The sequence below is a fragment of the Intestinimonas massiliensis (ex Afouda et al. 2020) genome, assembly GCF_900626285.1.
Lineage (GTDB): Bacteria > Bacillota > Clostridia > Oscillospirales > Oscillospiraceae > Flavonifractor > Flavonifractor massiliensis_A.
Genome location: NZ_LR131147.1, coordinates 1,277,758 through 1,289,016, shown reverse-complemented (window position 1 = coordinate 1,289,016; position 11,259 = coordinate 1,277,758). Strand labels below are relative to the sequence as shown.

Here is an 11,259-nt window from a genome sequence, read left to right as displayed (position 1 = left end):
GGCGGCGTTTTGATCCGCCGCCTTTTCCTTTGCGGCCTTCTGTCCAAGAAAATATCTCACCACTATGGAGTAGATAGAACGAATGTGCTATAATTGGCTTGAAAAACTCCGGGGAGGCGGTACGATGGCGATCGAGGACGGCGAGTGGATCATGCGGGGGCTGGACTGGGATGACCCCAGCCGCACCCAGAGCTGGGAGGAGCTCATCGGCTTGATTGACGAGGTGGGCTTCCTGCCCCTGTTCAAAAACGAGGTAGACAGCTTCTCCGCGGAGGAGAACACCTCCGACCTCTATTGGTGGACGGGGGACGAGGAACAGGATCCCTGGGAGTGGCGGCGGCTGATCGCCCGCAGCGGCAGGGCGGCCTACGGCAAGTTCTTCGGCGGCAAGGCGGGCTTCATCTCCAGAGCGTGGTTTCCCCACTTCGCCAACTGGCGGAGGGACGGCTACGACTTCGACAGCCGCTGGGACGAGGAGCTGGCCACCATGCGGCAGAAGCGGATCATGGACCAGTTCCTGACCAAAGACGAGTGTGCTTCTCCTTTGAACTCAAGCGGCAGGCCGGATTCGGCAAAGGCGGGGAGAAGAACTTCGAGGGCACGGTGACTGACCTGCAGATGGGCGGCTACTTGCTCATCCGGGACTTCCGACGGAGGCGGAACAAGCGGGGGCAGGAGTACGGCTGGCACATCTCCGTCTATTCCACCCCGGAGACCCTGTGGGGCTATGACCACGTCTCATCCGCCTACTCTGTGGCTCCGGCGGAGTCCAAGGCCCTGATCGATGAACAGATCTGGAGGAATTTCCCGGAGGCAGAGCAGGAGGAACTGGATGCCGTGCTGGGCTGGACCCGATAATTGGACGGTACCCATGACATACTAAGTGCGAAAGACCTGCTAACAAAAGTCAAGTAAAACTTTCAAAGGAAACGAGCAAAGGAAAAGGGTGCACCAAATTAAACCGCTGTGCATTTCAAAAAATGGCGGTCAGCCAGACAGTATAGAGCTGGGAAATCAGCCATGCTCCNAGACCTGCTAACAAAAGTCAAGTAAAACTTTCAAAGGAAACGAGCAAAGGAAAAGGGTGCACCAAATTAAACCGCTGTGCATTTCAAAAAATGGCGGTCAGCCAGACAGTATAGAGCTGGGAAATCAGCCATGCTCCAGAGAATCCAGGTAGGCTTTCACAGAAGCGTAGTAGATGCGCAGGAACTTGTTGGCGGAGGCCATCATGTAGACACGGTAGGGCTTACCTTCAGAGCGTTTCTTGTTCATGAACTGGTAGACCGGCTCATCCATTGGAGCGCATTGCAGGAGGACCCCCATCACCAGAAAGAGCGTCCTTCGCAGTGAGGCAGATCCTCTCTTGGAAATGTTACGGCTACGGACATCCACTTGTCCAGATTGGTAAGGTGGGGCGTCAATGCCTGCAAAGGCCACCAGCGCTTTCTTGGAATGAAAACGGCGTACATCGCCAATTTCAGCTATGAGTTGGGGGCCGAGGGTTGGGCCAACACCAAACATCTCCATCACCACAGGATACTCCGGTAGAGAAACGGCCAGGGACTGCATCTCCTGCTTGAGAGCAGCTAACGCGGCGGAAGTTGCCCGGAGTTGGGAAACAGCCTGTTCTACCAAAAGTTTTGCCGTATCCGTTTTCGGCATGACACCGAAGTGTCCACATGCAGAGGCGTATATGTCCAGTGCCTTATCCTCGCTAAAATTGTAGCCGTGCTTTCTGCACCACTTCTGGTATTGGGTGGTAAAGGCCTTTTTAGACAAACCACAGACACACTCACAATGCCAAAAAGCGGCTACAAAATCCACCCACTTCTCGCTGCCATCGGCGCGGGGTGGACTGGTAAACAGGCGGTTTGCATCAGGGAAAGCGGTGTCCAGCAGGGAGATTAGGTTGTTCTTCAGCATGGTCCGTACTTTGGAATACTGCTGGTACTGCCGGTAGCAGGTCTTCAGCATGAGCCGGGTGTCCTCCTCCGGGACATATTTCGGTAGTGTGAGCCAGTGGTCAAGGCCGTAGTTGGCCAGTTTCACGGCGTCCTTCTTGTCAGTCTTGCCTCGTCTTAAACTGTTGTTCCCATAGTCATGCACCAGCATTGCATTGACTACGGAGACATAAAGTCCCGCGTCGTGGAGCAGCCAGGCCACCGGCGCGTGGTAATTACCCGTGGATTCCATCACCACACGGGTCTCACCGTCCAAACTTTTGAGCAGCCCTGCCAGTTCGTTCAGTTCATTGGCGGTGTGTCGCACTTCAAAGGGTGAAACCACCACCTCACCGAAGGGGCGCATGACGGCGATCATGCTTTTCCCTTTGGAAACATCGATGCCAACGCTGTTCATCCACATTCCTCCAATACTAAAGAATCTGCAACCGGAATCCATCTTTTCTCGTTGCCGATTCAATCTATTGGGTGACGCGAACTCCCCGGCATCCGGTGGCTCAACCTGCTGAAATCGAACGCTACAACAAGAGGATGGCTGACAGTCTTTCGTACGGACTTACAAGCCCAAGGAGTGAGTGGTCAGCCAGTTGCTCCTCTTATTGTAGCTTAGGCACGAGATGGAGGGAAAGCCGGACTGGCTGCCCGGCTTTCCTGTCCAAATTTATTGTAATAGGAGTGAGCCCACATGTTAAACGAAAACATAAAAGCGCTTAGAAAATCAAAGGGGCTTTCCCAACAAGAGCTTGCCATAAAGCTGAATGTGGTGCGGCAAACCATCTCAAAATGGGAGCAGGGATTGTCAGTCCCGGATTCCGATCTGCTGATCTCCCTGTCGGAAGCGCTTGAGACGCCCGTTAGCACGTTGCTGGGAGAGACTGTAATGGAATCGGAGGCAGATACCGTAAAAGTGCTCTCCGAAAAGCTGGAAATCATCAATTTGCAGTTCGCACGAAGGAAGGCACTGAGAAGAAAAATCCTTCATTGGTCGCTGATTTCATTATGCGTGGTTATCGTGGCAGTTTCCGCGGCCTTAGTGGTCGTCAACAGTCCTTACCTGGGTTGGGATTTCAGTGACCCGGAAATTGCCGTCGCAGGCACGGTCTCCCACGCGTTTGAATGGCTGTTTGTCAGGTTGGCACCCATTGTCCTGATTGCGGCAATCGTCGGAGTTTGTCTGACAAGGAAAAAAGTATAAAAGTTTGAACTCAGCACGAATCACAAACCGTGTCGTTTTCTTTTGGCCTTACATCCTCTATGATCATATCAGCAGCTGCAGAGAATCAATGATTATAAGAGGAGAATAGTACCATGAACACAGATAAAATTTTTGCGGAAGCCGTTGCCAACGAATATGCCCCCAAGGATACCTCCAAGGTGGTCGCCCTGCGAAAGCTGGACTGGAAAGCGAAGCGCCCGGCCACAGTTTTCGCCTATGGTTTCGGCATTGGGGCGGCTCTGATCCTCGGCCTGGGGATGTGCCTCTCCATGCAGGTGATCGGAGAAGGCGGCATGCTGATGACGGGTGCCGGGATCCTTCTGGGCATCCTGGGCATTGTCGGAGTGGGCCTGAACTACCCCATCTACAAAAAGCTTCTCCGGACCGGCAAGGAAAAGTACGCCTTTGAGATCATGCAGCTGGCCCGGGAGATCAGCGAATCGGCAGAATAAACACGAGGAGGGCGGCAGATGAACAAGTCCGAAAGCAAATACTTCAATACCGCCCTGCGGATGAACGAGGCGCTTATCGCGCTGCTGGAGGAGAAGGATCTGGAATATATTACGGTGAAGGAGATCTGTCACCGGGCCGGCGTAAACCGGTCCACCTTCTACCTGCACTACGAGACCATCGCCGACCTGGTGAATGAGACCCTGGAGATGATCAACCAGCGCTTTCTCTCCTATTTCCCCCAGCAGGAAGAAGAGATTCTGGGCAATATGGGCAGCCGGGAGCGGGAAAAGCTGGTTCTGGTCACCCGGGAGTATCTTCTCCCCTATCTCCGCTTTATCAAGGACAACAAAAAGATCTACCGTGCGGCATTCCGGAACCCAGGCAGCATGCAGGCCTATGCCCGGTACGGGGACCTGAAGCAGCGCATCATCGGCCCCGTCCTGGAGCGGTTCGAGATCCCAGCCTCCCACCGTCCCTATTATATCGCCTACTATGTGGAGGGCATTGCCGCCATCGTTAAGGAGTGGCTGCGGCAGGACTGCGCGGATGAGGTAGAGATGATTGCCGACATCATCCAGTCCTGCGTGCTGCCCAAGGACGGCAGCCTTCCCGCCGCGGTACCCTCCCGCCGGAGCCGATAGCCCAGCCCCGCCCCGTCAGCAGAAACTGCGGACGGGAGGGATCCGCCTCCTCCTTCTCCCGCAGGCGGCGGATGTGGACCATGAGGGTATTCTCGCAGCCAACCAGGATGCCCGTCCTGCAAAGCACCGTGTGACTGGCCTTTCCGGTGCTGCCCATTTTCCCCGCCATTCTGGGTACCGGGAACCGCCTGGGGAACATCCAGGTACGGGATCCCGCCATGGTATCCCTGTTGGCACAGGCTCGGCCTCCGCGATGCAGCTCTTTTTCTGTCTGGTGATCCGTGCCTTTTTGCCCCGCCGGTGGTCTTCGGCCTGGTAGGCGGCATTCTGGGGCTGCTGTTCACCGCCCAGGGGCGGGGATATGCGTTCCCGTAAGCAGTTACCGAGGCGTAATAAATACGCAGGAACTTGTTAGCAGACGCCATCATGTAGACCCGGTAAGGCTTTCCCTCGGAACGTTTTTTGTCCATGAATTGGTATACAGGTTCGCCCATAGGGGCGCTTTGCAGATAAACGCCCATCACAAGGAATAATGTCCGGCGTAAAGCAGCGGAACCACGCTTGGAGATGCTGCGGCTACGGACATCCATTTGTCCGGATTGGTAAGGTGGGGCGTCAATGCCCGCAAAGGCGACCAAAGCCTTCTTGGAGTGGAATCGGCGCACATCGCCGATTTCAGCCATGAGTTGAGGTCCGAGGGTTGGACCAACACCAAACATCTCCATCACCACAGGATACTCCGGCAGAGAAGCCGCCAGGGACTGCATCTCCTGCTTGAGAGCAGCTAATGCGGCAGAAGTTGCCCGGAGTTGGAAAATGGCCTGTTCTACCAAAAGTTTTGCTGTATCCGTTTTCGGCATAACTCCGAAATGTCCACAGGCGGAGGCATAAATGTCCAGCGCCTTATCTTCGCTGAAATGGTAGCCGTGCTTTCTGCACCACTTCTGGTACTTGGCGGCAAAGGCCTTCTCAGACAGGCCACAGACGCACTCGCAATGCCAAAAAGCAGCCACAAAGTCTACCCATTTCTCACTGCCATCGGTGCGGGGCGGACTGGTAAACAGGCGGTTTGCATCTGGAAAAGTAGTGTCCAGCAGGGAGATTAAGTTATTCTTCAGCATGGTCTGTACTTTGGAATACTGCTGGTACTGCCGGTAGCAGGTCTTCAGCATGAGCCGGGTGTCCTCTTCCGGGACATATCTCGGCAGTGTGAGCCAGTGGTCAAGGCCGTAGTTGGCCAGCTTCACGGCATCCTTCTTGTCGGTCTTGCCACGTCTTAAACTGTTGTTCCCGTAGTCATGCACCAGCATTGCATTGACTACGGAGACATAAAGCCCCGCGTCGTGGAGCAGCCAGGCCACCGGCGCGTGGTAATTACCCGTGGATTCCATCACCACACGGGTCTCACCGTCCAGGCTTTTGAGCAACCCTGCCAGCTTGCTCAGTTCACTGGCGGTGTGGCGCACTTCAAAGGGTGAAACCACCACTTCTCCGAAGGGCCGCATGACGGCGATCATGCTTTTCCCTTTGGAAACATCAATGCCAACACAGTTCATTCGCGTTCCTCCAATACCAAGGATCTGCAACCGGAATCCATCTTTTCTCGCTGCCGATTCAATCTATTATGTGACGCGAACTCTCCGACATTCGGTGGCTCAACCTGCTTAAATCGAACGCTACAACAAGAGGATGGCTAACAGTCTTTCGCACGGACATATAAGCCCAAGGAGTGATTGGTCAGCCAGTTGCTCCTCTTATTGTAGCTTAGGCACGAGATGGAGGGAAAGCCGAACTGGCTGCCCGGTTTTCCTGTCCAAATTTATTGTAATAGGAGTGACTGGGGCGTGAAGGAGAAGTGTTACATTTGCTGCGATTTGAAGAGCTTTTACGCCTCGGTGGAGTGCGTGGAGCGGGGGCTGGACCCCATGACCACCAACCTGGTGGTGGCGGACAAGCGGCGGACGGACAAGACCATCTGCCTGGCGGTGTCCCCCTCCCTCAAAGCCTACGGCATCTCCGGCCGGGCCCGGCTCTTTGAGGTAGTGCAGAAGGTGAAAGAGGTCAATCTCCGGCGACAGCGGCAGGCCCCGGGCCGACGACTCACCGGCGCCTCTTGGCACGACCGGTCGGTGCAGGAGAACCCATCTCTGGCTCTGGACTACCTGGTGGCCCCGCCCCGGATGGCCCACTATATTGACTGGAGCACGAGAATCTACAGCATCTATCTGAAATACATCGCGCCGGAGGATATCTTCCCCTACAGCATCGACGAGGTGTTCATGGACGTGACCAACTACCTGGACACCTACAGAATGACGGCCCGGGAGCTGACCCAGACCATCCTCCTGGATATTCTGAACACCACCGGCATTACCGCTGCTGCGGGGATGGGGAGCAATCTATATCTGGCCAAGGTGGCCATGGATATCGTGTCCAAGCATATCCGGGCCGACCGGCACGGCGTCCGCATCGCCAAGCTCACGGAGGAGAGCTACCGTCGCCTGCTCTGGGCGCACCGGCCCCTGACGGACTTCTGGCGGGTGGGCAAGGGCTACGCGGGCAAGCTGGAGGCCAACGGCCTGTACACCATGGGGGACATCGCCCGGTGCTCCATTGGCAAGCCTACAGATTACCACAATGAGGAGCTGCTCTACAAGCTGTTTGGGGTCAACGCGGAGATTTTGATCGACCACGCCTGGGGCTGGGAGCCCTGCACCATCGCGGACGTGAAGGCGTACAAGCCGGAGAACAAGAGCATCGTCTCCGGCCAGGTGCTTCAGTGCCCCTATGACTTTGACAAGGCCCGTCTGGTGGTACGGGAGATGGCGGATGCCCTGGCGCTGGATCTGGTAGACAAGCGGCTGGTGACCAACCAGCTGGTGCTCACTGTGGGCTATGACCGGGAGAACCTGGACGACCCAGGCCGCCGTCAGAACTACCACGGCCCGGTGACCACTGACCGCTACGGACGGAGCATCCCCAAGCACGCAGTGGGCACGGAGAACTTCACCTACACCTCGTCAGCCAATGATCTGCAAAAGGCAGCAGCCACCCTCTATGACAGGATTGTGGATAAGAACCTGCTCATCCGCCGTCTGAGCATCAGCGCCAATAAGCTGCTGGATGAGGCGGAGGCCCCCAATGGGCACGAGGCGGAGCAGATGGATCTGTTCACCGACTACTCCGTCAGGGAACAACAGGAACAGGCGGGCGAGGCTGCCCATGCCCGGGAGCGGAAGCTCCAGGAGGCCATGCTGGGCATCAAGAAGCGGTACGGCAAGAACGCCATCCTCAAGGGGATGAACCTGGAGGATGGCGCCACGGCCAAAGAGCGCAACCAAACGATCGGAGGGCATCAGGCATGAGTGGGCCATACGACGACATCATAAACCTCCCGCATCCCACCTCCAAGCGGCACCCCCGGATGCCCATCCGCGACCGGGCCGCGATTTTCAGTCCCTTTGCCGCCCTGAGCGGCCACGGGGCCGCCATTGCCGAGACCGCCCGGCTGACGGAGCAGAAGATAGAGTTGGATGAGGACACCAAGGCAGAGTTGGACCGGAGGCAGGCCGTGCTGCTGGAGTACATGGACGAACGGCCGGAGCTCACCGTCACTTGGTTCCAGCGGGACGAAAAGAAGGACGGCGGGGCTTACCTGACCACCACCGGCCGACTGAAAAAGCTCAGAGAACTGGAGCGGAGCCTGGTTTTGACAGACGGGACAGAGATTCCACTGGAAGATGTGGTGACTCTGGAGAGCGACATCTTCCAAACACTTATGTAGTTGACCACAAAAGGGAGCACGGTGCATCAGACGCCGTGCTCCCTTTTGCGATCAAAGCAGGCGCGGGGCGCCAGAAAGGAGAGCTCAATGAACGTCAGAAAGCCAACCGATTACAGCGCCATGTATGGGATACTGGATCAGCTCATGGGGGCGGAGTTCCCGCAGATGGAGCTGTACTTTGAGATCGGCAAGATCGTCTGTGCCCACCCGGAGAAGGGCACGGCGGTCATGGCCGCCGAGTATCTCCAGGCAAACTACCCTGGGGATAGAGGATTCTCCCCGCGAAACCTGCGGCGGATGCGGGAATTTTACCGCGCCTATGCCGACAATTCAGAGCTGAGGGCGCTGGCCCTGAAGCTGGGCTGGACACAAAATATGGCCATCCTAGAAGGCTGTGAGAGCTTTGACGAGCGCATCTGGTATCTCCGGGCCGCTCTGGGGCACCACTGGACAAAGGTGGAGCTGCTGGAACAGATCCAAGCCGGAGCATGGCTGCGGGAAGAACTCGACGAACCGGACAATACCTGTTATACTGAGAGCAACATAGTATCAGTGGGGTGTCTGGAGCATGAAGAAGATCCTTTTTGTGTGTCATGGCAATATTTGTCGGAGCCCGATGGCCGAGTATGTGATGAAGGACTTGGTGAAAAAGGCGGGACTGGAGGACCGGTTCCAGATCGCCTCGGAGGCCACCAGCCGGGAGGAGCTAGGCAATCCGGTCTACCCGCCAGCTCGGCGAAAGCTGGCGGAGCACGATATCGCCTGCGGCGGCCATGCCGCCCGGCAGCTCCGCAACCGCGACTACGAGGAGTACGACCTGCTCATTGGAATGGATCAGGCCAACCTCCGCAACATGTATCGCATCTGCGGCGGCGACTTCAACGACAAGATGCACCTCCTGATGGAATACGCCGGCCACCCGGATCAGGAGGTAGCCGCCCCCTGGTACACTAATGACTTCGACACCGCTTGGCGGGATGTACTGGCCGGTTGCCAAGGGCTGTTTCGAGAATTGACAGGGCACCTCAGCAATGATATCTTAGCATAGAGTAGCATTTGTTTCATATAGCAGTCAAGGAGAAGTGGTGGGAAAAGTATAAGCCAATCTAAGAAAACAACATTTATCACGGTTCAGGATGTGCCGGTAGCCATCATGAGTGTGGATCAGCGCGATTATATCAGCCTTACTGATATGACGAAGGCCCGCACCGATGCAATAAGGGCAGCAGACGTGATAAAAAACTGGCTTCGTGCCTGATCGACATTGGAATTTCTCGGGACTTGGGAGGTCATGTATGGTCAAGGTGCAAAAGAAACCTGCAGTTGTACATCTGACCTCGAGGTAAGGAAAAGGTCTGGAAATGCCGGACAGAAATCGATTGTAGAAAGAACAAAACCTTGCTATAATAAAAGTCATAATAATAGGATAGCATTCAAATAAACCAATACATAAGGAGACGAGGCCAAAGTGTATACCCCTATGACGCTTGGAGAATTGATGGAAGCTCAGGAGGGTGAAGGGATTCAGTTTAAGGAGGCAAAGAACCGTTTTGATTTTGGAGAAGCACTTCGTTGCTGCTGTGCGCTTTCAAACTGTGGCGGGGGAAAACTTGTCTTTGGTATTTCAGATAAACGCCCTAGACAAGTTGTGGGCAGCCAAGCATTTGAACAGCCCGAACGCACACGTAAGGGTTTGATCGATAAGCTGCACATTATGGTTGACTTTCAAGTTTATGAACACGAGGGTAAGCGTGTTTTAGTATTTGAGATAGCAGGTCGACCAGTTGGCCTGCCTGTGCAGGCTGATGGCGTTGCCTGGTGGTACGAAGGAGATAGTCTGATTCCTATGCCAGAAACCATTCGGCGACGTATTTATGCGGAGGCAGGGATCGATTTTTCTGGCACTATTTGCGTCGGGGCAACTCTTGATGATTTAGATCCGTCTGCTGTAGACGAGTTTCGTAACAAATGGGCTGAAAAGAGCGGTAACCGTCGGATAATGAGTCTTTCGCAAGAACAGCTTTTGCGAGACTGTGAAGCCGTTATTGATGAGGACAGAATTACATATGCGGCACTGGCGTTATTTGGTAAACGAACAGCGCTCGGAAAGTTTTTGCCACAAGCTGAAATCGTTTTTGAGTACCGCTCGTCAAATGCCTCTGGCCCAGCAAATCAGAGAGAGGAATTTCGGGTAGGATTTTTTTCTTGCTATAACCGTTTGTGGGAGCTTATTAATCTGCGTAACGATAAGCAACACTATCAGGAAGGTTTTTTTGTTTATGATATTCCAACATTTAACGAACGCGTTGTTCGTGAGGCGATCTTGAATGCAGTGAGTCACCGGAATTATCAAATGGGGGGGAGCGTGTTTATCCGGCAGTACCAAGATCGGCTTGTAGTAGAGAGTCCAGGAGGCTTTCCAAATGGAATTACGATTGAAAATATCCTGGACCGGCAATCGCCACGAAACCGCCGTATTGCTGAAATTTTAGCGCTTTGTGGTCTGGTTGAGCGCTCTGGTCAGGGTATGAACTTGATGTATGAGTGGAGCATTAAGGAGGCAAAACAACTGCCTGATTTCACAGGCACAGATCAAGATTTCGTAAAATTAACTCTAAACGGTATGGTGCTGGACGAAAAAATGTTATCGCTCATTAACCGCATAGGCGATGAGCGGATGGAGTCGTTGACCACTGGCGATTTTTTGGTAATTAACGCAATGTATCATGCAGAAAGCATTCCTCAGAATCTCAGGCAGAACTTAAAACGTTTGGAGAATCTGGGATTAGTAGAGCATATCGGCCGCAACAGATATGTTTTGGTGCGCAGCCTATATGCCGCAGTTGGAAAATCCGGTGTACATACGCGGATCGTTGGTTTGGATCGTGAAACAAACAAGGAACTGCTACTGAAGCACATCCGCGAAAGCGGCGAGTACGGAACGCCATTCAAGGAATTACAACAGGTGTTACCCGGGCAAAGCCGGAATCAGTTACAGGTTCTCATGCGTGAACTTCGGCAGGAAAATCGCGTATATTGTAAGGGAAAAAACCGCGGTGCAAAATGGTTTGCAAATGATTTTGGTTCGAGTACACATAATTAAATACGACTGGAATGCGACTTGGGTTTCATTTCGGTCGCATTCAAAAGCATTTCTTTTCATCCCCATTACAGTAGTTTGGTTTTAAATGCAAGTCTGAA

At 54.3% G+C, this 11,259-nt stretch carries 10 protein-coding genes and 3 pseudogenes; 10 read left to right on the top strand and 3 right to left on the bottom strand.

Going from position 1 to position 11,259, the window contains the following annotated elements; all coding sequences use genetic code 11:
• Positions 1 to 124: 124 nt before the first annotated feature.
• Positions 125 to 607, top strand: a complete 483-nt coding sequence (locus E0E41_RS06710; protein ID WP_226923914.1) for an AlkZ-related protein — start codon at positions 125 to 127, stop codon at positions 605 to 607.
• The gene (locus E0E41_RS18890) at positions 532 to 858 is read left to right on the top strand and encodes an AlkZ-related protein (RefSeq protein WP_420319676.1); all 327 of its coding nucleotides are present in this window, start codon (positions 532 to 534) and stop codon (positions 856 to 858) included. Before E0E41_RS06710 ends, E0E41_RS18890 begins: the two co-directional genes overlap by 76 nt.
• A 294-nt stretch (positions 859 to 1,152) precedes the next feature.
• Here E0E41_RS18890 and E0E41_RS06705 read toward each other — a convergent pair whose 3' ends face one another.
• Entirely contained in the window at positions 1,153 to 2,361 is a 1,209-nt protein-coding gene (locus E0E41_RS06705; RefSeq protein WP_130870730.1) for an IS110 family transposase, read from the bottom strand.
• 288 nt (positions 2,362 to 2,649) lie between these two features.
• Here E0E41_RS06705 and E0E41_RS06700 point away from each other — a divergent pair, with 288 nt between their 5' ends.
• The 3 genes from E0E41_RS06700 (at position 2,650) to E0E41_RS06690 (ending at position 4,274) form a co-directional block, all read left to right on the top strand.
• Positions 2,650 to 3,159, top strand: a complete 510-nt coding sequence (locus E0E41_RS06700; RefSeq protein WP_130869275.1) for a helix-turn-helix domain-containing protein — start codon at positions 2,650 to 2,652, stop codon at positions 3,157 to 3,159.
• A 113-nt stretch (positions 3,160 to 3,272) separates the two neighbouring features.
• Complete coding sequence (locus E0E41_RS06695; protein ID WP_130869274.1) at positions 3,273 to 3,632, top strand: dihydropteridine reductase; 360 nt, start codon at positions 3,273 to 3,275, stop codon at positions 3,630 to 3,632.
• Between the two features lie 18 nt (positions 3,633 to 3,650).
• Complete coding sequence (locus tag E0E41_RS06690; RefSeq protein WP_130869273.1) at positions 3,651 to 4,274, top strand: TetR/AcrR family transcriptional regulator; 624 nt, start codon at positions 3,651 to 3,653, stop codon at positions 4,272 to 4,274.
• Positions 4,275 to 4,278: 4 nt separating this feature from the next.
• On the opposite strand, the pseudogene E0E41_RS19100 reads toward E0E41_RS06690, so the two are convergent.
• Positions 4,279 to 4,398, bottom strand: a pseudogene (locus E0E41_RS19100) (response regulator transcription factor); the annotation flags it as partial.
• A gap of 247 nt (positions 4,399 to 4,645) precedes the next feature.
• Positions 4,646 to 5,830 (bottom strand): annotated as a pseudogene (locus tag E0E41_RS06675) (IS110 family transposase); the annotation flags it as partial.
• A 288-nt stretch (positions 5,831 to 6,118) separates the two neighbouring features.
• Here E0E41_RS06675 and E0E41_RS06670 point away from each other — a divergent pair.
• The 5 genes and pseudogenes from E0E41_RS06670 to E0E41_RS06650 all read left to right on the top strand — a co-directional run bounded on the left by E0E41_RS06670 (position 6,119) and on the right by E0E41_RS06650 (position 11,161).
• Entirely contained in the window at positions 6,119 to 7,639 is a 1,521-nt protein-coding gene (locus E0E41_RS06670; protein WP_055270513.1) for a DinB/UmuC family translesion DNA polymerase, read from the top strand.
• Positions 7,636 to 8,058, top strand: coding sequence for a hypothetical protein (locus E0E41_RS06665; RefSeq protein ID WP_021632721.1), 423 nt, complete (start codon positions 7,636 to 7,638; stop codon positions 8,056 to 8,058). The genes E0E41_RS06670 and E0E41_RS06665 overlap by 4 nt, the downstream gene beginning before the upstream one ends.
• Positions 8,059 to 8,145: 87 nt before the next feature.
• Positions 8,146 to 8,538: pseudogene (locus E0E41_RS19250) on the top strand (DUF1016 N-terminal domain-containing protein); the annotation flags it as partial.
• Between the two features lie 88 nt (positions 8,539 to 8,626).
• Positions 8,627 to 9,106, top strand: coding sequence for a low molecular weight protein-tyrosine-phosphatase (locus E0E41_RS18495; RefSeq protein ID WP_024724834.1), 480 nt, complete (start codon positions 8,627 to 8,629; stop codon positions 9,104 to 9,106).
• A gap of 420 nt (positions 9,107 to 9,526) precedes the next feature.
• Positions 9,527 to 11,161: an ATP-binding protein gene (locus E0E41_RS06650; protein WP_024724833.1), complete on the top strand. Its 1,635-nt coding sequence runs from the start codon at positions 9,527 to 9,529 to the stop codon at positions 11,159 to 11,161.
• Positions 11,162 to 11,259 lie beyond the last annotated feature (98 nt).

What these genes read in the sequence shown, in the direction of transcription:
- E0E41_RS06710 (WP_226923914.1), top strand. Translation starts at nt 125, where the DNA reads ATGGCGATCGAGGACGGCGAGTGGATCATGCGGGGGCTGGACTGGGAT.
- E0E41_RS06705 (WP_130870730.1), bottom strand. Translation starts at nt 2,361, where the DNA reads ATGAACAGCGTTGGCATCGATGTTTCCAAAGGGAAAAGCATGATCGCC.
- E0E41_RS06700 (WP_130869275.1), top strand. Translation starts at nt 2,650, where the DNA reads ATGTTAAACGAAAACATAAAAGCGCTTAGAAAATCAAAGGGGCTTTCC.
- E0E41_RS06695 (WP_130869274.1), top strand. Translation starts at nt 3,273, where the DNA reads ATGAACACAGATAAAATTTTTGCGGAAGCCGTTGCCAACGAATATGCC.
- E0E41_RS06690 (WP_130869273.1), top strand. Translation starts at nt 3,651, where the DNA reads ATGAACAAGTCCGAAAGCAAATACTTCAATACCGCCCTGCGGATGAAC.
- E0E41_RS06665 (WP_021632721.1), top strand. Translation starts at nt 7,636, where the DNA reads ATGAGTGGGCCATACGACGACATCATAAACCTCCCGCATCCCACCTCC.
- E0E41_RS18495 (WP_024724834.1), top strand. Translation starts at nt 8,627, where the DNA reads ATGAAGAAGATCCTTTTTGTGTGTCATGGCAATATTTGTCGGAGCCCG.